Here is a 20,822-nt window from a genome sequence, read left to right as displayed (position 1 = left end):
CCGTTAAGATGTTGGCATTGTCCACTGCCGCCCGAGGATGCCGATGTCCGCTCTGCGCCGCCTGCTGTGCGCCCTTCTGTTAATCACCATGTGCGGTGGCGTGTTTGCCGCCGATGCGTCTGCGCCGACGGTTGGCGCGCCAGCCGCCACGTCGGCCACACCAGCGCAAGCGCGGCTGGTGGTGGCGAACCGCACCATCTACGTGTTCCGCACCGCCATGGCCGGCTTCACACCCGACGACCGCGCCGAGGGGGCACGCAAGCGGCTGGACGCTGTGCTGGCACGCGGCGGCGCGCAGCACGCCGGCATCCATCCGATCAACGAGGGCACGCAGGTGATGCTGGACGGCGCGCTGCTGTTCCTGGTCACGCCGGCCGACATCAACGCGCTGGCCGGCGACACCACCGACAGTGTGGCCACCGAAAGCGCCGAACAACTCACAAAGGCGCTGGCCGAACGCCGCGAACAAGCCAGCCCACGCTATCTGGCCATCGCCGTCGCGTTGTGCGCGGTCGCCACGCTGGCGTATGGCTTGGTGCTGCGCGGCCTGTCGCTGCTGCATCGCTGGGTCGGCAAACGCTCGGCACAGACGTTGAGCCGCCATCTGGGCCGCGTCAAAGTCAAGAACGTGCGTGTGCTGGATGCCGAACACTATGTGCGCTTCATGCGGCATGTGGTCAATTTGCTGATCTGGGCGCTGCGGCTGATCGCGACCTATCTGTGGCTGGCATTCGTGCTGGGCAAAGCACCGTACACGCGCAGCTGGGGCGAGCGGCTGCAGGATTATCTGATCGACGTTATCACCGGCGTGGCCACCAGCATCGTCAACGCCCTGCCCGGCCTGGTGCTGGTGGCGGTGATCGCCGCCATCGCGCGGCTGGTGATGCTGACGCTGGGCTCCGTGTTCCAGCGCGTGGAAAGCGGCGAGCTGCAAGTCGGCTGGCTGGACCAGGATACCGCCGTGCCCACACGCCGCATCGCCAATGTGGTGATCTGGCTGTTCGCGCTGGCCATGGCCTACCCTTATCTGCCCGGCGCGCAGACGGCGGCATTCCAGGGACTGTCGGTGCTGGTGGGGCTGATGGTATCGATCGGCGCCTCCAGCATCGTCGGCCAGGGCGCCAGCGGTTTGATCCTGATGTACGCGCGCTCGCTGCGCAAAGGCGAGTACGTGCGCATCGGCGAAGTGGAAGGCACGGTGGTGGAACTGGGCATGTTCGAAACCCGTCTACGCACCGGCCTTGGCGAAGAAGTCACCATGCCCAACGCCTGGGTGCTGTCTAACACCAGCAAGAACTACTCGCGCGCGTTTGACGGCACCGGCTTCGTGGTCGACACCAAAATCTCGCTCGGCTATGACACGCCCTGGCGCCAAGCACACGCGATGCTGGAACTGGCCGCGCGCCGCACGCCGGACATCGCCGCCACGCCCGCACCTTATGTGATGCAGTCCGCCCTGTCCGACTTTTACGTCGAATATAAGCTGGTGGCCTACTCCAACGCCGAAGCACCACGCCAGCGCGCCGAGGTTCTGAACCGGCTGCACCAGCACATCCTGGACGTGTTCAACGAATACGGCGTCGATATCACCTCGCCACACTTCTTCCAGCCGCAGGAAGGCTCACACATACTGCCGCAGTCCGAATGGCATCGGGCACCGGCTGCGCAACCTGGCGCCGATTAAACTGAAGGCGGCTTGCGGTCGCGCGCCACTGGCGGCAGGCGGTGCTTGAGCAGGCCGACGCGCTGGGCGCGATAGATGCCGCTATGGCCGGAGAACAGGTACGCCACCACGCACGCCAGCGCCGCATAAGGTCCGATCTGCGGACCGAATAATTCGATCGCCATGATGGTAGATGCCAGCGGCGTGTTGGCGGCGCCGGCAAACACGGCGACGAAGCCAAGGCCGGCCAGCATGGCGAACGGCATCTGCAACAGCGGCGCCAGCGCATTGCCCAGCGTCGCGCCGATGTAGAACAACGGCGTCACCTCGCCGCCTTTGAATCCGCTGCCCAGCGAGGCGACCGTGAAGGCGAATTTGCCGAGGAAGTCCCACGGTGCCACCGGCTGCTGGAACGCTTCGACGATCACTGGAATGCCCAGGCCGATGTAGCGCGTGCCCAGCCACCACACGGCCAGCGCCACCACAACGCCGCCGACCAAGGGACGCAATGGCGCGTAGCTAATGTGCCGCTTCATGAACGCGGATGCGGCGTGCGTGGCCTTGGCGAAGCCCATGCCGACCAGTCCAAACACGATGCCGGCCACCAGCACGGCGGCCACGCTCCACAAGGTGATCGGGGCGATGGCGCTGATGGCGTAATGGGTGTGATGCACGCCCCACGCCATCCCCACCTGGTCGGCGGCGATGGCGGCCATCATGCAGGGGAAGATGGCGTCGTAGCGCAGGCGGCCGATGGCCAGCACCTCCAGGCCGAAGATGGCGCCGGCCAGCGGTGTGCCGAACACGGAGGCGAAACCGGCGCTGATGCCGGCCATCAGGACGATGCGGCGTTCGCTGTGGCGCAGCCGGAAGATGTGGGTCAGTTGATCGGCCAGCGTGCCGCCCATCTGCACCGCCGTGCCTTCGCGCCCGACCGAGGCGCCGAACCAGTGCGACACCACGGTGCCGAACAATACCAGCGGCGCCATGCGCAGCGGGACGACTTTCTTGGGATCGTGGATTTCGTCGATCAGCAGGTTGTTGCCGGCTTCCACGCTGCTGCCGAATTTGAGGTAGATCCAGCCGACCGCGAAGCCGGCCAGCGGCAGCAGCCAGATAATCCACGGATGCGTTTCGCGCCAGTGGGTGGCGTAGTCCAGCGAGAACAGGAAAAAGGCCGAGGCCGTGCCGCTCAGTGCAGCGATCAGGCCAGCGAGCGCGGTCCATTTGCCAATATAGGGCAAGAGCAGGATAGGTTCCGGGTAGCGGGAGACTTTCATAGAGCTTTGCATACTAGCAAATCTACTGAGATGGATCAAATCGCATGCGGATAGGTCTAACACCTTATCAGCCCGCCATTGCCGCACTCACTCCGCAGGAGGACGATTTCATGGAAGACCGTATCGCCAAGCTGGAAACCACCAGCGCCAACCATACCGCCGCGCTCGCCAAACTAGAGACTGAGATGGATGACCGCATTCAACACATGCAAGAACAAATCACCGACCTGCAGCATAACAAGGTCGGCGTCGAGCTACGCGGGGACATCAACCGGCGCTTTGACGAAATGCGACAAGACATCGACCGTCGCTTTGACGACTTGAAACAAGAAATCGACCGTCGCTTTAACGACTTGAAACAAGAAATCGATCGCCGGTTTGACGATCTAAAAGAGCACTTCACGCAGCGATTTGACCAAACCGACAAACGTCTCGACCGCATCGAAGCCACCGTCGATGGCGTACGCCGAGATCTGCATGTCTTCATGCTGTGGATGGTAGGCGGCCAGCTCACCATCGCGTTCGGCGTACTGGCACTGGCCGCCAAGGCTTTTTACGGTCAGTGATGGTGATGCATATCACCACCGTCGCGCTTCACGTCCATCGCTTCTGACGGCTTGGACGGCGGCACGCCCGGAGCGCGTGGCGCGGCCGGGGTCTCACCGCTCCACTCCCGTGCCACCGTCCCCTTGGGATGCCGGTACCAGCCCGGATCCTTGTAGTCATTGCGCGCCAGCCCTTCCCTCACCTTCACCACCGTGAACATGCCCCCCATATCGAGCCCGCCGAATGGTCCCTCTCCGGTCATCATCGGCAGCGTATTCTCCGGCAGCGGCATCTGCATGCCATCCATCGCCCCGCCCTTGTCGCCCATGACCATATAGCCTGGCACCAGATTATTAATCTTCTGCGCCACACCACTGTGGTCGACACCGATCATGGTCGGCACATCATGCCCCATCGCGTTCATGGTGTGATGCGATTTATGGCAGTGGAAGGCCCAATCCCCCGGCTCGTCGGCGATGAATTCGATGGCCCGCATCTGCCCCACCGCGATATCCGTGGTCACCTCCGGCCAGCGCGCCGCCGGCCGCACCCAGCCGCCGTCGGTGCCGGTCACCTCGAACGAATGGCCATGCAAATGCACTGGATGGTTGGTCATGGTCAGATTGCCGACACGGATGCGCACCCGGTCATCCTTGCGCACCACCATCGGATCGATGCCGGGGAAGGCGCGGCTGTTGAAGGTCCACAGATTAAAGTCCGTCATGGTGTTGACCTTGGGCGTGTAGCTACCCGGATCGATATCGTAGGCGTTCAGCAGGAACACAAAGTCGCGGTCCACCGCATGCAGCTTGGGATCGTGCGGATGCGTGACCCAGAAGCCCATCATCCCCATCGCCATCTGCGCCATCTCATCGGCGTGCGGGTGATACATGAAGGTGCCAGCATGCTTGGCCACAAATTCGTAGACAAAGGTCTTGCCCGGCGCGATGCCAGGCTGCGTCAGGCCGGTCACGCCATCCATGCCATTCGGCAGACGCTGGCCATGCCAATGCACGCTGGTATGCTCCGGCAGCTTGTTGGTGACGAAGATGCGCACCCGGTCGCCCTCCACCACTTCGATGGTCGGACCGGGGCTCTGGCCGTTGTAGCCCCACAGATTGGCCGTCATGCCGGGAGCGATCTCGCGCACCACCGGCTCGGCCACCAGATGGAACTCCTTGACGCCATCCTTCATCCGCCACGGCAGCGTCCAGCCGTTCAGCGTGACGACCGGGTTATACGGCCGCCCGTTCGGCGGTGCCAGTGGCCCCTGCGTGGCGGCCGACGATTGCAGCGGCGCTTCCGGCAACGACGCCGCGCCGGCTTTGCTTACGACGCCGGCACCCAGCAAGGTGGCGGCACTGCCCAGAAAAGATCGGCGGGTGGTCATGGTTGTACTCCTTTATTCGATGGCAGACGACCGCCCAGCGCGGCCTCCAGATTGGCTTGCGCGGTCCAGTAAGCTTGCAGCGCGCCGATGTAGCCGCTGACGGCACTGGCCTGTTCGCGCGCATCGGCCAGCAGCTCGAAGACGCTCATCAGCATGCCGTTATAGCGCAACAGGGTTTGATCGGAGATCCGCTTGCGCAGCGGGACCACCTGATCGCGGTAGTGGCGCGCCAGCTCGTACGAGGCACGGTAATCGGCATAGCTCTCGCGCGCCTCGCTGCGCGCCTGCACCGCCGCTTGCGCCAGCAGGTTCACCGACTGCATATAGGTCGATTCCGCCCGTGCCACGCGCGCCGAGCCCCAGTCGAACAGCGGGATCTCCAGCGACAGCTCATAGCCGCGCGTGGCGGTGCCGCCGTCGGTATTGCGCACCGCGCCCAGATCCAGCACGTTGATGAAGCGCGTGCTGCGCGTCAGTCCCAGCGTGGAGGCGGTTTGCTCGGTATCCAGCTTGGCGGCTTGGACATCCAGCCGCTCGTTGAGCGCGACCTGCTCGATGTCCGCCAGCTCGCGCGGCGTGGCCGGCAGCTCAGGCAGATGATCCGGCAGACGATAGCTCGCCGCCTGCTCGCCGCTCAGGCCCAGCAAACGGGTCAACTTCTCGCGCGCGCTGACGGCAGCCTTTTGCGCGTGCGTGACTTCGGCCACGGTCTGCGCGTGATACGCCTGCTCGCGCGCCAGATCCAGCGCGCTCCAGTTGCCAGCCTTGCGCATGCGCTCCGCCAGTTCGGCGCTGGCCTGGGCCGATGCCTCCACCTGCTTTGCGTAATCGGCGATCTGGCTGGCGGCCACCGCATCCACCCAGGCGCGGCGCGTATCGGCTGCCACCTTCAGCGCCTCGTTGGCGACCAGCAGCTTGGTCTGTTCATAGCGGCGGCCTTCAATACGGCCGGCCATCGGCGCGGTAATCAGGCCGACCAGATTAAAGGTCAGCGTACGCTCGATACCGACTTCACCGTTGCCGTGGCTACGCTTGAAATCCAGCACCGGGTTTTGCAGACGGCCGGCCTGCACCAGATCCGCCTCGACCACGCCCAGCGACCAATAGCTGGCTTGCAGCCCACGGTTGTTCAGCAGCGCGATCTGCACCGCGTCGTCGGCAGCCAGCGGCTGCGCCAGTTTTTGATGAATGATGGCGGCCAGTGCGCGCTCATCGTCTTCGTTACGCGGCAAGCGTCCCGCGACGCTGGCTTTAACGCCGGTGCGCGCTTCGCTGATGCCGGCGGCGGCGCCAAAGCCGCCATCGCCGGACAGCGACGCACAGCCGCTCAGCAGCAGCACCAGGCTGGCGCCGCCGGCAAGTTTATGCAGACAAGTCATGTCTTACACCTTCAAGTGACAAATTATTAGGAAATTACGCAGCTCGCGGACGGAGCTTGGGTGACATCAGGCGTCGCGGCCTTGAGGGGGACGTTCAGGGTGGGCCAGATCGACCGCAGGAAGGAAGTCGGAATAGAACGGCACCATGCGCGACGCCAGCGGCGACGCGGGTGCGCTCAGGTCCAGCGTCAGCAAGGGCGCGGCGGCAGCGCAGCATGCGGAGCCGGTGCACTTCATGTTGGAATGGCTGGAAGACTGGTCGCCGTCATGCTGATGCGCGGCTTGCGCCGCCAGCATGGCCGCGTGATCGTGCGGGCCGGCCGGCATGTTCATGGCCGCATGCGCTTCCTGTGCCGGCGCCGGAACGACGCACAGCAGCATCTGCGCCGAGGCATATCCCTGATACGGGAGCGCCAGCAGCATCAGCCAAACGAGGAAGGAGCGGAACAGCACAGTCATGCAGCTATGTTATCACAGGCCGCATGGCCATGCTCTTAAGCCAGCCTTACTGCGGATTGGCGATGATGTTGTCGATCTGCGCCCTGGCCTGCGCGCAGGCGGCGGACAGTGCGGCCTCGCGGGTGGTGCTTTCCACCGGTTCGGTCACGTCCTCAAACACTTCCTGGCCATCGCCGGTAATGCGGGCCAGGTCGCAGCTGGCGGCCCAGTGGTGATGGCCGGTCGGTAGCGCGGTGGGAATGATGGCCCACCCTTTATAGTGTAGCGTATCCATGATGTCCTCCCTATCTGTCTGGAAGTCTATCACGGTGGCGGCAGGCCCGGAGCACGGCTGCGCCGGGCCTGTTGACACTTACTCCTGCTTCGGCACGCGGCCGATATTTTCTTCCATATTGGCCAGGAACCAGCTGAGCGAGGTCAGTACCGCCACATGGCGTTTCAGCTCATACGGATTGACCTTGTCCAGCGTGTCGGCCGGGGTGTGGTGGTAGCTGAAGTAGAAGCTGGAGTCCACCAGCGGCTGGAACGACGGCACACCGGCGCGCTCCAGCGGGCCGATGTCGGCGCCGCCAGCCATGTCGTGGCGCTCAAACACGCCGGCGCCAATCGGCTCCAGCGCGCTTTTCAGCGGCGCGAAATACTTCACCACCGGCTGTGGCACGCTGCCGATAAAGCCGAACGGACGGCCGCCGCCCTCGTCGGACTCGATGGCCGCGTAGTGCTTCTCGACCTTATCCTTGTTGACATCGAAGTAGGCGCGGCCACCACGGGTGCCGTTTTCCTCGTTCATCCAGGCGATCACGCGGATGGTGCGGCGCGGTTTCAGGTTGAGCTGCTTCAGGGTCTGGATCACGCCCATCGCGCCGGCCACGCCGGTGCCGTCGTCGTGGGCGCCGGTGGCCAGATCCCAGGAATCCAGGTGGCCGGAGACAATCACCACCTCATCGGCCTTGTCGCTGCCCGGCCAGTCGGCGATGACGTTGTAGCTGTCGGCGTCCGGCAGGGTTTGCGGGGTCAGGGTCAGGTGCATTTTCAGCGGGCCGCGCGCCGACAGGCGGCTCATCAGCATGGCGTCTTCCGCCGTCACCGCCGCCGCTGGAATGCGCGCGCCGTCCGCCAGCAGGGTGGCGCCGGTATGGGCGATGCGGTAGTTGGCGCCGCCAACCGAACGCACCAGCGCCGCCACGGCGCCCAGTTCCGCCGCCGCGCGCGGGCCGAGGGTGCGCACGCGCGAGCCCTGGCCGTAGGCCGGACCGGCCTGGCCGCGATCCGCCATCTCCTGGTCGAAGGCGACGTCGAACAACACGATGGCACCCTTGGCTTGCGCGGCCTTGGTCTTCAGTTCATCCACGCTGCGCACCACCAGCACCGGTGCGGTCAGGCCAGCCGCCGGGGTGGCGCCGGAGCCGCCCAGCGCGGTCAGCACCACTTTCTGCGTCACGCCATTTGGGCGGCCGGTGTAATCGACCAGTTCAGCGGTCTCCGCGCCGCGCACCCAGTGCGGGACTTTGACCGGCTGCAGCGTGACCTTGGCGCCCAGCTTGCGCATCGCTTCCGCCACCTGCTCCACCGCCGCCGCCGCGCCGGCGGAACCGGACAAGCGCGGCCCCACCAGATCGGTCAGGTCGGACAGACGCTCATAAGCCCAGTCGCTTTGCATGGCGCTATCGCGGATCTGCGTCAGCGTGGCCGGATCGTTGGGGGCGGCGCTGGCGCCAACGCTCAGCAGACTGCTGGCCAATACGGTCAATCCGGTCAACGAGCGGGATTTGGAGAAAACGGAGTGCATGCGGTTCCTGTTCTATAAAGGGTTGGGTAGCAAGATCGTTCAAAACGATAACCCAATGTGACGAACTTGTCATCCATGTTGATTTGCTATCGCGCTTGCACTACCATCAAACTTCAACTGGAAGAACGAAAGCACCTATGCTCAAGGGTCAACTCTGCACCGTCCGCCATCTGGTAACCGCCGATCTCAACACCTTTATCGCCCTGGTCAACGACCTGCCCTCGCGCGGCGACTATTTTTCGACCCAGTTCAAATCGCCCGAAATCATGCGCAAGGAGTTCGTGCAGAACAGCTTTGTCACTGAAGACAGCGAGCTGTTTGTGATCGAAGATGCGCTGCACCACATTGTTGGCGTCATCACCCACTTCAAAAGCCGCACCCCGACCACGCGCGAAATCGGCTACCGCCTGTTCGAGCCCAAGCTGACCGGACGCGGATTTGTAACCGAGGCGTGCCGGCTGCTGGTGGATTATCTGTTCAGCGTCCACCAGTATCAGCGGCTGGAACTGCTGACGGCACCGGAGAACGTGGCCTCGGTGCGGGTCGCGCAAAAATGCGGCTTCCAGGCCGAAGGCACGCTGCGTCAGGCGTTCTTCATCAATGGCCGTTACCAGGATGTGGAGGTATTCAGCCTGCTGCGTCCGGAGTGGGAAATGCGGCGTCTTTGAACCCGCAACCAAATGTAACAAGCCATTACCGGCCTGTCCCCTTTGTAAGCATGTGTATAAGACGTGGCGGATTTGCGCCTGCGGTTTATAGTGGAATCACTGGCTAACGCATCATTCCGATGTGAGACCACAGTAAGGGGAAATACCATGTTGAGCAAAAAAATGATGGGTGTGGCGTTACTGACCGTAGCAGCGGTATCGTCGTCAGCATACGCAGGCGACCGTGATTTCAACACGGTGGCCGGTGCTGTGGTAGGTGCTGCAATTGGTAACAGTGCTGGCGGACGCGATGGCGCCATAGTAGGCGGCCTGGTAGGCGCGGCGGTCGGCAACAGCATCCGCACGGACGACCGTTACTATCGCGGCGGTGGCCGCGGCTACGTTGAAACCCGCGTGTATTCGCAGCCGGCGCCGGTCTATTACGAGCGTCCCGCCCCGGCGTACTACGCGCCGCCCCCACGCTACTACGAACCGCCACCACGCGTGGTCTACGTTGAACCGGCCCGCCCGTACTACCGCGAATACCGCGAAGAGCGCTATTACCACCGCCACGACCGGCACGATCGCTGGGATCGTTAATCCCCAGACAATAATGTCCAAAAATGTCCACCTTCGGGGTCAGACCCCGAAGGTGGACATTTTTTTTCGTCCGCCCTCCGCTTGCGCTATGCGACGGGGGAATCATGACGACAACAGACACTATCATCGCTTTGGAATTGGGCCACTACCGGCTGCGCGAGCAGATCGGCGGATCGGCCTACGGCATCATCTGGCGCGCCAGCGGGCCGCAGGCCACGCGCGACGTGGCCATCAAACTGGTGAACCAGGAGCAGATGGCGCGCGCCCTGCCGGCCCAGCGCGAGCGCTGGATCGCCAGCGCCAGTAATGAAATCGCCTTCCTGCAGTCGCTGGAGCCGTGGGACGAGCGGCATATCGTGCGGCTGCTGGACAGCGGCTGGCACGAGGGTCTGCCGGTGCTGGCGCTGGAGTTGATGCCCACCGATCTGGGCAAGCACATGATCGCGCTGAAGGGGCGCGGCGCGGCGGTGCCACTGCCGCAGGCGCTGGGTTGGATCGCGCAGCTCAATCAGGCGCTGGCCAAGGTGCACCAGTACGGCTGGCGGTATCTGGATCTGAAGCCGGCCAATGTGCTGCTCGATCCTCATCTGAACACGGTGAAGCTGGCCGATTTCGGCACCAACCGCGAGCTGGCCAGCCTGAACGAGCATTCCTACGCCGGCACCGCCAACTGGCAGGCGCCGGAGCAGTTCTTCCCGGCCGATGGCGGCGGTTATGCGACCAGTCCGCGCAGCGATTATTTTTCGCTGGGGGCGCTGCTGTATTTTCTGGTCAGCGGCGGCTTGCCGTTGCGCTTCTGCGCCGACTGCGGCCAGGCGTATCGCGACCATCATGTGGCGGGCGCGGATGTGCTGCGCGGCCGCCATGGCGGCGAGATTCCGGTGGCACTGCATCCCGCTGAAGAGGAACGCTTTGCCGCCGCCGTACCCGAAGACAAACGCGATGCCGCGCTGGAGCTGCTGCGGGCGCTGCTGCATATCGATCCGGCCAAGCGTCCGCACCACGCGATTCAGATCAGCCGCATGCTGAATGCGGTGCAGGGGCTGAAGCCGGCACGCGGCACAGTCGACATCGTGGACCCGGCACATGCGATGCGCCGGCCTTCGGCCGCCAACGGCTGGCATACCATGCAGGAGGCGTGATGAGTGGATCGTTTTCTGACGCCACGGCGCGGCGCCCGGTGCGGCGTTTGGTATTGCGGCCTTCGCTGGGCGAACGTGTGGCGGGGCTGATGTCTGGCGTGCTGCGGCTGGCGTTGCGCAATAGCGCGATGGCGTTGACGCTGGCGATGCTGACTGGTTTGTCCGGCTTGCAGGCACTGGCCATGCTGCGGGCGCCGGCGGCCTGGCTACCGGCCGCGATGACGGTGGAACTGGCGGCGGGCGACAGCATCACGCTGGGGCAGCGCGAACTGGCGGCGCCACAGGCGGATCGCAGCCATGTGGTGTTGCGGCGGGATGCGGATGGCTCTTGGATGGTACGTAATCTCAGCACCTCGAAGCAGGTGGCGCTGGTGCGCGATGCGGTCGAGCAGCGCATGGGCAGTGTGACGCTGGCCGGCGTGGAGCGCTTTCAGATCGATGGCACGGTGTTTGAGGTGACGTCGGCAGACGCGCGTAACGTCAGCTTTACGCAGGATGGCCATGCGTGGCGTTACGACGGCGCGGTGCTGTATCGGGATGGCCATCAGCAGGATAACTGTCCGGATGCGCGGCTGGCATCCAAACTGCTGTCGGTGTGGAACCGCGTGATACCACTGGCGTTGACGATTGCGCGGCCGCTGAGTTTTGGCGGCAATCTGTATTGCGACAACCGGCTCGGACTGGCGCAGGTGACGCCGGGCGCGGCGCAACTGGCGCGGGCCAATGGCCGCTTGCAGCTGGTCGCCGGCAATCCGGATGGCGACCGGGCGGCGGTGCTGGTGACGGGACGCGGCGGCGTGACGGATTTGCGCAAGCAGGAAGCGTCGCTGGTAGGCGTGAGTGCGATGCTGGTCGGGCACACCCGTCTGCAAATAGCGGCTGGCGGCGATCGACTGCTGTTGACACCCAGCCGCCACGTTCAGCTGTTCAGCGAGCCGGAACTGAAGCTGCCGGCGCAGGTCAGCTGGCAGTGGCAGCAGCGCGCGTTGTGGAGCGGCGACCATGCGTACGCCATCCTGATCGCCATCGCCCTGTGCGCCACCGGCCTCGCTATCAGCCTGGCTGCCCGCTGGGCTGCGCACTTCCGCCGCGCCGCCCCTGCGTCCGCGCGATCAGGCGCCGCAACGTGGCCGGGGGTGGGGTCGTGGTCATCGCGGCTGGCGGATGGCGCGTCGGTGTTGGCGGCGGTGGGTATGTTGGTAGCGGGCCTGGTGGCGCTGATTGCGCAGCGGGCCGGCTACGCGCCGAGTGCCGCCTGCTCGCTGCTGCTCGGCGCCAGCGCGCTGCTGCTGTGGCTCGCCCTGCCCGGCCGTCTGACGCTGGTCACCGCCGCAGGTGCGATCCTGCTATCGGCTGGCCTGCTGGCCCAACTGGAACTCGGCCTCGGCGCCCCGGAATCGTCCTGGCTGCGCTACTACCAGAAAAGCACCGCAATGCTGGCGATCGGTACCGGCCTTGGCGGCCTGCTGCGCCTGTGGGCACGCCACCAGGCCGCGCGCGGCATCCACCTGCAACAGCGCAGCATCGAATGGATGCTGGCCGCCTTCGCCGCCATCGCCCTCGCCGCGCTGGCCGCGCAAGTACTGTGGGGCGACGAAACCGGCGTCTTCGATCTGCAACCGGTGGAACTGGCCAAACTCGCGCTAACCGCGCTCACCGCGCACTGCCTGGCGTTGCGCTTCCACTGGCACAACGGCCCGCAACGCCTGACCGAACACGGCGCCCGCTGGCTGCAACTGATCGCTCCCGCACTGCTGTTCGTGGCCCTGCTCGGCCTCGCGCTGGTGCAGGTGGACGACTTCTCGCCGCTGATCCTGATGCTGGTCTGGAGCACCGGCATGGGCCTGGCCTACGCGCTCGCCGCCCGCAACCATCTGCTGGCGGCACTGCTGACCGCCACCGCATTGCTGGCCATCGGCGCCATCGTCTACCTGCGCTTGCGCGGCACCGACGACCTGATACGCTGGGGCTTCTACGCCGACCGTTTCCTGGTCTGGCTGAATCCCGCCGAACATCCGCACACCGGCCAGCAACTGCTGCTGGGCGCACGCGCCATTGGCGACGGCGGCTGGCTGGGCGCCGACCACTGGCTCGGCCTGCGCGCGCTGGGCCAATCGGCCGGCAGCGTGGTGCAGATCCCGGCGGTGCAGGACGACTTTGCCGCTTCCTTCTTCCTCAACCGCCACGGCCTGCTGGGCGGGCTGCTGCTGTGGAGCGTGCAGGCGGCCTTCCTGATCGGGATCGTGCTGGCCGCGCTGCACAGCCACCGCAGCGGCGCGCTGGCACGCAACTTCCGCCACGCCTGGCTGGGCCGCTTCCGTTACTTCGCGCTATGCGGCGGCGGCGCGTTTGTGCTCGGCCACTTCCTGCTGTCGTGGGGTACCAACCTGGCGATCTTCCCCATCATGGGCCAGCCAATGAGTTTTCTGTCGGCCGGGGGCAGCCATCTGCTGTTTTTCCTGTGCCCCCTGCTTACCTTCGTTGCGATATCTACTGAAGGAGTCTGAATCATGCCGACCTATGTTCAACACGCCGTCCTGGGGCGCATTCCGGATGTGTTCAATGCCGAAGCGATCTGGCAGACGCCGGGCCTGGCGCTGTTCTCGCGCCGCCCGCTGCTGCGCGACCTGCTGGAGCGCAGCCCGCGCGAGCATCGCGGCCGCGCCGCCACTCGCTGCTTTTCGCATGTGACGCTGATGCTGCCGCAAGAAGATGTCGACGACGATTATCACCTGACGCGTGGCGCCCGCGCGCGCGATCTGGCGCAGACGCTGACGGCGTTGCATCAAAAGGATTTCGGTGACCTGCTCGGCAGCGATCAGGTGCGCTATGACGTGGTGGGCGATGCCACGCTGGCACAGGGCGAGATCGAGGTGATGTTCGGCCATGCGGTGTATCTGCCGGCGCCGGACGAGAAGATTCTGTACAACGTCAGCGTGTCGCGTGACAGCGCGATCTGGCAGCCGGTGTGCCCGATGTATCCGCACCAGCGCCTGGCGCTGATCGGTGGCGAAGGCGGTGAAGCCAGCGCCGTGGCGCCGGCCTGGCCTTTCGGTCCGGATGCCGCGCTGCTGGTGCTGAATGATGGCCCCGACGCGCCGCCGGTGGTACAGATGCGCCCAAAGGACGCCTTCGACTGCCGCTATGATCCGCGCAGCGGCTACTACACCATCAAGTCAATGCGCGAGCCGGGCGGCCAGCGCTTGATGCTGAAGATCGAACGCACGGCTAACACCGCCGCCAGTATGAATAGCGCATCACGGGCGGTATCGTCGGCAGCGGCGCCGATGTCGGCGGCTACCGAGGCGGTAGCGGGGACGCGCGCGGCGGCGGCGGCGGGGGCGGCATTCGACCACGCCACGCCACGCGCTGCCTTGGACGCGGCGGCGAGGGTGGCAACGGCTGCTGCAGCTACCGCGTCCACGCCAGCCCGCCCCGCCGTATGGCAAAGCCGCTCCGGCAGCTCGCGGCCCATCGACTTGACCGCCGTGCCGGCCGCCAGCCACAAGCCCGCCAACCGCCCCGGCGAAAGCGACGCCACCTACGCGCCGGTATCGCAACAACGCATCTCGCTGGTGGCTCTGGCCCTGCCGCGCCTGAGCCGCTACCGCGACACCGGCACCCAGGCTCTGGAACTCCCGTTCGACCGCCAGCTCGCCATCTCGGCCGACGCGCCGGCCGCCATCACCCTGATCGTGGACGCATCGGACCATCTATACGCCTGCACGCCGGAAGGCCGCCAACGCATCGAAGCACCCGCCACCTTCGCGCCAGTCGACGCCCGCGCACTGCGCCTGCTGCCCGCCGCGCCGGAAGTGGCGGACCGCTATCGCGCCATCGTCTGCCTGGCGCAGCCGGTCAGCACCGGCGTCGCCAGCGGCGCGCGCTTCACCTTCGGCCGCAATTCGCCGATGTTGGCGTCACTGCGGCTGCTCGACTCCCCGCGCTTCGTCAAGCGCGCCGCCGATGCGGTGCCCGCCAGCGCCGACCGCATCGGCTTGTCGCGCAACGCTTTCAGCTTTGAAGCCGTCACCAAGGGCTACTCGATTACCCGTCAGAGCACCACGCAGGCGCTGTACCACCTGGACGACAAACTGCAATTCGTCGCCAGCATCGGCGACGCGCCGTACCTGCTGCCGCATGGGCATCACCTGATGGCCGGCCACTACGTGCTGCGCTTCGAGGCTTGATCGGACATGGACGCCGCCAAACTTTATGCCGCCGGCGCTTTCGCCGCTGGACTGGTCGTCACGCTGTTCCTGGCCGCGTATCTGACGCCGCGCGGATGGTGGCGTAGGCCCAACGCCCGCGCGCTGTTCATCATGATCGCCGGCGCCTGGGGTTTCGGCAGCTTGATACTGTACGCCAGCCACGCGCCGGTCTTCAGCGCGCATGCCGCGACCAGCGCAGGTGGTCCGGTGACGGTCGCGGCGGCGTTGCCAACGGCGGCGGATGCGACCGCCGACACCCTGGCCGGCCCGACCTCCGGTCAGCCATTCCGCGTCCACCGCACGCTCAACCTGCGCGCCGCGCCTGGCGTGCATGCCGCCCGCGTCGCGTTGGTGCCGGCCGGCGCCATCGTCACCCCCACTGGCGAACGCCATGGCGACTGGTGGCAAATCCAATCCAGCGCCGACGGCCACACCACCACCGGCTGGGTCAGCAGCCTGTGGCTGCGCCGGAGCGGCGAATGACACACACTCCACCCACCGCCGGCGCCAGGTTTTCGGCTAAGCTGTGGCCTTTCGCATCACGCGCCGCAGCGCCCGCACAGATGACACGCATCACAGACCAACTCCATTTCGGCCCCCATCTCGACGTCGCCGCGCGCAGCGACGCCAGCATCAGCAAACTGCAAGTGCCTGAAAACCAGGACAACCTGCTGATCGTCGACGCCACTGGCCGCGCCCTGCTGCTGCGCGACCAGAAGCCGCACACGATCCAGCTACCGGACTGGCCGCAAGGCCACGTGCGGCTGGCGGTCCTGGACGGCATGGGCGGTCACGGTCATGGACGCCAGGCCGCCGAAGCCGTCGCCAGCGGCCTGCTGCGCGTGCCCGCCTGCGCCACGCTGGAACAACTGAGCCAGCACCTGGACCAGTTGCACCACGACCTGCAAACCCACTTCGCCCGCCCCGACGACCACGACACCTTCCGCCGTCCCGGCACCACGCTGACGCTGATCGAAATCCCGCCTGGCCAACAACCGATGCTGTACCACGTCGGCGACTCGCGCCTGTACGAAATCACCACCCAAGCCGCCACACCGCTGACGGTGGACCACGTCCCCGCCACCGCCTTCGCCATGCACGGCCTGCTGGGCGAACAGGAATGGTGGCAGCAGGTGCACGGCGAACATCGCGCCCAGATCACCCAGGCCTACATCCTCGGCAACGCCTTCGCCAATCCGCAGATCCTGGAAGACGGCCTGCTGCCGCTGGACCAAACCAAGCTGCCGCCCTTCCTGCACCACCTGGCCGACCGCCGAATGCTGACCATGCGCGCCGACGCCACCTACCTGCTGGCCACCGATGGTTTCTGGTCCTGCGCCCAGCCGCAACCGTGGACCGAACGCTGGCCGGCGTTGCTGGCAACGCGCGAGCGTCACGCCGGCCAGGCGCTGGACGCCCTGTTCGCGGACTACATCCACAATCCGCCGCCCCAACTCCACATCGACAACCTGAGCGCCATCGTATTCCGCTACGCCGCGCCTCCGGTCACCGGCAATATTGACGAAACAGCACTACCAACCGCACCAATTCCGTCGCATTTTTGACACCTGCACAGTCAGGCGGAGAAATCGGTTGCAAAATTTGCCAATCAGAGTGAAAACCGCATAAACTGACGGGTATCCCATCGGTCGGTTTGTCATGAAAAAATGCAGTAATGCCCAGCACCCGCATTGCACTTATTGGGTCATGCAAGGAGCGCAAACTTGTGAAGGCGGCCACGCCCAAACAGAAGCCTCCAGCTACGATCTTTTGACTGCCCTGCGCACCACCCGTGCCGCCACTTCGGCCACGGCGCTGGATGCCGTCCCTGCAGCTGATATTCCCGTCACCGAAGCAACCAACTACGCGCGCCCGCTACACCGTGCCCAGGCCCGTCCGCAGTTGCACATCAGCGGTTTCGACCCGCGTGCCGCCGGCGGCCGCCAGACCCTGAAGATGGAACTGCGCGGCATGCCGGACGCCTGCGCGCCGCAACTGGCGCTGCAACTGCAGTCGGACCTGATTCCCAACGGCGCCTCACGCCAGCATTTCGTGCGCGCTGTCAGCGGCGAATGGCGGCCGGTGTTCGTCGAGTTTTCCTCGCGCGGCAAAGAGCATGGCCAGTACCAGATCAGCATCGAACTGCTTAGCCAGCACACCGGCATGGCGGCGCGCAAATGGGTGTGCACCTTCGTCATCCTGGTGCCACGACTGGACGCCACACTGACCGAGATCCACCGCATCTTCCTCAGCACCCACAAGAACGTGCGCGTGATGGCGGACGACGCCTCGATCGCCCGCGTCAGCGCGCAAGGCGGCGACTCGCTGGACATCGACGTCACCGCCCGCAACGCCGGCATCGCGCATCTGGACCTGAACGCGCCGGCCGGCAAAGTGGACCTGGGCTTCTCCACCATCGCCTGGGACGAAGACCTGATCGAAATCGACATGCCGCAGGCGGCCGCCGTGCATCCGCACCCGAGCCAGGCCGCCTCGCTGGTGAACGCCGCGCCGGAAGCCGGCGCCCAGCGCCAGATCCGCATGTTCGCCATGGACGAATGCGTGATCGGCCGCTTCGAACTGGTCGATCCGGAAGCCAACCTCCTGCTGACCCACTACAGCGCCGACGGCCAGGACACCAATGGCCTCACGCGCCGCCTGTCCGGCCGCCACGCCATCATCCGCCGTTCCGGCCAGGGCTTTGAAATTGAAGACGTGTCGCGCTACGGCATCCTGCTGGATGGCGTCTGGCCCGGTAAACACAAGCCGACCGCGCTGCGGCTCGGCATGCGCATCGAATTCAGCGCCAGCATCAAGGGCATTGTGGCGCTGAGCGTATCGGCCATCATGCCGCACGGCGTGATCCTGCACCGCGTCGACCATGGCGCCAATGCCGAATGCTTCTATCTGCTGGCGCCGGACACCCATCCTGGCTATCCGGTCAAGTCGTTTGCCGCCGCGCCGCATGCGGCCGCGCTGCCGCTGCTGCTGCACCGCGACGGCGGCTTCTGGCATCTGGATCAGCTGACCGGCAAGGAGACCGCGTTGGCCCCTACGGTCTCGCTGGATAAGCTGAGCCGCGTGCCACGCCACACCCGCTTCGCCAGCGATCCGTATCCGGAACACTGGATCATCCGCACCAACGCCAACGATTTGTACAGCACTGTGGCGGCGAACGCCATGTCCACCGCCTGACCTTCATCTCCGCCCCAAGGCGATGGACGCGTGATAAGATGGACATCTTTACAACCTTCGCCAGCCATCCGTCGTGCGTCGAAAACCCTCTCCTGATACCCGCCGGTGGGAGCGCGTTGCGCTTGCGGCGCTGATTATTCTTCTCGTCGGCTTGCCACTCGCGGTCTGGATGGACATGCAGCACATCGCCGCCGCCCGGCTGCGCAGCCAGGCCAACGACCTCAATTCCATGATCTCCAGCATACGCGGCTACTACGCCAGCGCGGTGGTGCGGCGCATCCTGGAAAACCATGGCACGGATACTCAGGTGATCCACAACTACGAATCGGTGCCGGGGGCGATTCCGATTCCGGCCACGCTGTCATTGGAACTGGGGCGAGTGATCGCGGACAAGCAATCCAACGTCAGCTACCGCTTCATCTCCGACTACCCGTTCCGTGGCCGCAGCGCGCATACGCTGGACGCTTTCGAAAGCAAATCGCTGGCAGCGCTGCGCGCCGATCCGGAACAGCCACCGCTAATCCTCGCCACCAGCAGCGGCACCGCCTCCAAGGTACGGCTGATCGCGCCGGTGCTGATGGGCGCCGCCTGCGTGCAATGCCACAACCGCCATCCGGACAGCCCGAAAACCGACTGGAAAATCGGTGACGTGCGTGGCCTGCAGGAGATCGAGATCCAGGACGAAATCAGCACCAGCCTGTGGTCCTTCAAATACAGCCTGGCTTACTTCCTGCTGGCCGCCGCCACCGGCCTCGGTTTCATCCTGATGCAACGGCGCCAGAACGCGCTGATACGCGGCATGAACGATGAACTGGCCAGCGCCAACGACTTCCTGGCATCGGTGTCGATGAAGATCTCGCACTACCTGTCGCCGCAGATTTATCGCAGCATCTTCAGCGGCGAGATGGAAGTGTCGCTGCGCACCCAACGCAAGAAGCTGACCATCTTCTTCTCAGACATCAAGGACTTCACCGCCCTGACCGAATCGCTGCAGCCGGAGGCGCTGACGGAGCTGATCAACGAATACTTCACGGCGATGTCGGGCATCGCCATCCGGCACGGCGGCACCATCGACAAATTCATCGGTGACGCGCTGCTGGTGTTCTTCGGCGATCCGGAATCGAAAGGCACGGCGGAAGATGCGCGCGCCTGTCTGCGCATGGCGGTCGAGATGCAGAAGGCGCTGTTCGAACTGAATCTGCGCTGGCGCAAGCGCGGCGTGGAAGCGCCGCTGATGGTCCGCATGGGCATCAACACCGGCTACTGCAACGTCGGCAATTTCGGCAGCAGCGATCGCATGGACTACACCATTCTGGGCGCGGAAGCCAATCTGGCGGCGCGGCTGCAATCGATCGCGCCACCGGGCGGCATCACCGCCAGCTACGAGACCTACGCGCTGGTGCGCGACATCGCCGCCGGCCATGCACTGCCGCCGGTGCACATGAAAGGCATTGCGCGCGAAGTGGTGCCGTATGTGATCGATGGCCTGGTCGATGAGGAAGGCAACACCACGCAGGTGTTCACCCATTCCGGCGACGGTCATGATCTGTATCTGGACCTGGGCCGCATCGATGCGGACGCCGCGCGCAATCTGCGCGGCGTACTGCATCAAGCGATTAGCGCCCTCGATAACAAGACTTAGGAAGGCCGCTTCGGCGGCAGCGGGATGCGGTCAGTCTCGCCGGGCACCTGCGGGAAGCGTTGCGCTTCCCAATCATCGGCCGCCTGCGAAATGCGTTCCTTGCGCGACGAAACGAAGTTCCAGTACATGAAGCGGTGGCCGTCCAGCGGCTCGCCGCCGATCACCACGAAACGCGCCTCGCTGTTGGCCTTCACGCATTGCGGGCCGGCGCTGTCCAACAGCGCCATATTGTGCAGTTCCAGCGCCGCGCCGTCGATTTCCAGCTCGCCGCTGATCGGATAGATCGCTGCTTCGGCCGGCAATTCATTCAACGTCAGCAGACTGCCCGCTTTCAGCACCACGTCCAGATACAAGGTCTGGCTGTAAGTCTGCACCGGCGAGGTGTGGCCGAAGGCGGAACCGATCAGCACCCGCACCTTGGCACCATCCAGCTCCAGCTCGGGAATCTCACTGGCCGGCGTATGGCAGAAACCCGGCGCGCTCTCTTCATGCGCCACCGGCAGCGCGGCCCACAGCTGCAGGCCATGCGTGCGATGCGGCTTCCCGACCAGGTCCTTCGGCGTGCGCTCGGAGTGCACGATACCGCTGCCGGCCGTCATCCAGTTGACGGCGCCCGGCTCGATGCGCTGGAACGTGCCCAGGCTGTCGCGGTGATCCATCGCGCCTTCAAACAGATAGGTCACAGTGGCGAGGCCGATGTGCGGATGCGGACGCACGTCATGATCGGCATCCAGCGGCACCTCGACCGGGCCGAAATGGTCGAAGAAAATGAACGGGCCAACCGCCTGCTTGACGGCGGACGGCAGATAGCGACGCACCAACAGGCCGCCGCCCAGATCCTTTTCGTGCCCCTTGAGCAGATTCGCAATCGTCATGATC

Annotated in this window: 18 protein-coding genes; 11 read left to right on the top strand and 7 right to left on the bottom strand. The window is 65.2% G+C overall.

Going from position 1 to position 20,822, the window contains the following annotated elements:
* Positions 1-43 precede the first annotated feature (43 nt).
* Positions 44-1,684 (top strand): mechanosensitive ion channel family protein, encoded by a 1,641-nt coding sequence (locus tag GJ699_RS02235; protein WP_154372660.1) that lies wholly within the window; start codon positions 44-46, stop codon positions 1,682-1,684.
* Here the strand turns inward: GJ699_RS02235 and GJ699_RS02230 are convergent.
* Complete coding sequence (locus GJ699_RS02230; RefSeq protein ID WP_154372658.1) at positions 1,681-2,943, bottom strand: voltage-gated chloride channel family protein; 1,263 nt, start codon at positions 2,941-2,943, stop codon at positions 1,681-1,683. The two genes, GJ699_RS02235 and GJ699_RS02230, sit on opposite strands and share 4 nt — an antisense overlap.
* 44 nt (positions 2,944-2,987) lie before the next feature.
* Here GJ699_RS02230 and GJ699_RS02225 point away from each other — a divergent pair, with 44 nt between their 5' ends.
* Positions 2,988-3,509 (top strand): DUF4407 domain-containing protein, encoded by a 522-nt coding sequence (locus GJ699_RS02225; RefSeq protein ID WP_154372656.1) that lies wholly within the window; start codon positions 2,988-2,990, stop codon positions 3,507-3,509.
* Here GJ699_RS02225 and GJ699_RS02220 read toward each other — a convergent pair.
* The 5 genes from GJ699_RS02220 to GJ699_RS02200 all read right to left on the bottom strand — a co-directional run bounded on the left by GJ699_RS02220 (position 3,503) and on the right by GJ699_RS02200 (position 8,506).
* Entirely contained in the window at positions 3,503-4,879 is a 1,377-nt protein-coding gene (locus GJ699_RS02220) for a multicopper oxidase family protein (protein WP_154372654.1), read from the bottom strand. The genes GJ699_RS02225 and GJ699_RS02220 overlap by 7 nt on opposite strands.
* On the bottom strand, positions 4,876-6,258 hold the full coding sequence (locus GJ699_RS02215) for a TolC family protein (protein ID WP_154372652.1): 1,383 nt from the start codon (positions 6,256-6,258) through the stop codon (positions 4,876-4,878). Before GJ699_RS02215 ends, GJ699_RS02220 begins: the two co-directional genes overlap by 4 nt.
* Before the next feature lie 66 nt (positions 6,259-6,324).
* Positions 6,325-6,717, bottom strand: a complete 393-nt coding sequence (locus GJ699_RS02210; protein WP_154372651.1) for a hypothetical protein — start codon at positions 6,715-6,717, stop codon at positions 6,325-6,327.
* Between the two features lie 46 nt (positions 6,718-6,763).
* Complete coding sequence (locus GJ699_RS02205) at positions 6,764-6,991, bottom strand: hypothetical protein (protein ID WP_154372649.1); 228 nt, start codon at positions 6,989-6,991, stop codon at positions 6,764-6,766.
* 78 nt (positions 6,992-7,069) lie between these two features.
* Positions 7,070-8,506: a M20/M25/M40 family metallo-hydrolase gene (locus GJ699_RS02200; protein WP_154372647.1), complete on the bottom strand. Its 1,437-nt coding sequence runs from the start codon at positions 8,504-8,506 to the stop codon at positions 7,070-7,072.
* Positions 8,507-8,643: 137 nt separating this feature from the next.
* Here GJ699_RS02200 and GJ699_RS02195 point away from each other — a divergent pair, with 137 nt between their 5' ends.
* The 9 genes from GJ699_RS02195 (at position 8,644) to GJ699_RS02155 (ending at position 19,943) form a co-directional block, all read left to right on the top strand.
* A complete protein-coding gene (locus GJ699_RS02195; RefSeq protein ID WP_154372645.1) occupies positions 8,644-9,174 on the top strand; it encodes a GNAT family N-acetyltransferase in 531 nt (176 codons plus the stop codon).
* Positions 9,175-9,321: 147 nt separating this feature from the next.
* Entirely contained in the window at positions 9,322-9,753 is a 432-nt protein-coding gene (locus GJ699_RS02190; protein ID WP_154372643.1) for a YMGG-like glycine zipper-containing protein, read from the top strand.
* A 104-nt stretch (positions 9,754-9,857) separates the two neighbouring features.
* On the top strand, positions 9,858-10,895 hold the full coding sequence (locus GJ699_RS02185; RefSeq protein ID WP_154372641.1) for a protein kinase domain-containing protein: 1,038 nt from the start codon (positions 9,858-9,860) through the stop codon (positions 10,893-10,895).
* The gene (locus tag GJ699_RS02180) at positions 10,895-13,402 is read left to right on the top strand and encodes an FtsW/RodA/SpoVE family cell cycle protein (RefSeq protein ID WP_154372639.1); all 2,508 of its coding nucleotides are present in this window, start codon (positions 10,895-10,897) and stop codon (positions 13,400-13,402) included. Before GJ699_RS02185 ends, GJ699_RS02180 begins: the two co-directional genes overlap by 1 nt.
* A gap of 3 nt (positions 13,403-13,405) precedes the next feature.
* Complete coding sequence (locus GJ699_RS02175) at positions 13,406-15,085, top strand: hypothetical protein (protein WP_154372637.1); 1,680 nt, start codon at positions 13,406-13,408, stop codon at positions 15,083-15,085.
* A gap of 6 nt (positions 15,086-15,091) precedes the next feature.
* A complete protein-coding gene (locus tag GJ699_RS02170; protein ID WP_154372635.1) occupies positions 15,092-15,589 on the top strand; it encodes an SH3 domain-containing protein in 498 nt (165 codons plus the stop codon).
* A gap of 80 nt (positions 15,590-15,669) precedes the next feature.
* Positions 15,670-16,671 (top strand): PP2C family protein-serine/threonine phosphatase, encoded by a 1,002-nt coding sequence (locus GJ699_RS02165; RefSeq protein WP_154372633.1) that lies wholly within the window; start codon positions 15,670-15,672, stop codon positions 16,669-16,671.
* A 142-nt stretch (positions 16,672-16,813) separates the two neighbouring features.
* Positions 16,814-18,301: an FHA domain-containing protein gene (locus GJ699_RS02160; RefSeq protein WP_154372631.1), complete on the top strand. Its 1,488-nt coding sequence runs from the start codon at positions 16,814-16,816 to the stop codon at positions 18,299-18,301.
* Between the two features lie 175 nt (positions 18,302-18,476).
* Complete coding sequence (locus GJ699_RS02155; RefSeq protein ID WP_229261895.1) at positions 18,477-19,943, top strand: adenylate/guanylate cyclase domain-containing protein; 1,467 nt, start codon at positions 18,477-18,479, stop codon at positions 19,941-19,943.
* On the opposite strand, the gene GJ699_RS02150 is transcribed toward GJ699_RS02155, so the two are convergent.
* The gene (locus tag GJ699_RS02150) at positions 19,940-20,818 is read right to left on the bottom strand and encodes a pirin family protein (RefSeq protein ID WP_154372629.1); all 879 of its coding nucleotides are present in this window, start codon (positions 20,816-20,818) and stop codon (positions 19,940-19,942) included. The two genes, GJ699_RS02155 and GJ699_RS02150, sit on opposite strands and share 4 nt — an antisense overlap.
* Positions 20,819-20,822: the final 4 nt, after the last annotated feature.

Origin of the sequence: Duganella guangzhouensis, assembly GCF_009674535.1 — a bacterium.
Classification (GTDB): Bacteria; Pseudomonadota; Gammaproteobacteria; order Burkholderiales; family Burkholderiaceae_D; genus Rugamonas; species Rugamonas guangzhouensis.
The sequence above is the reverse complement of the archived record's forward strand: the minus strand, read 5'-3'. Positions and strand labels throughout refer to the sequence as shown.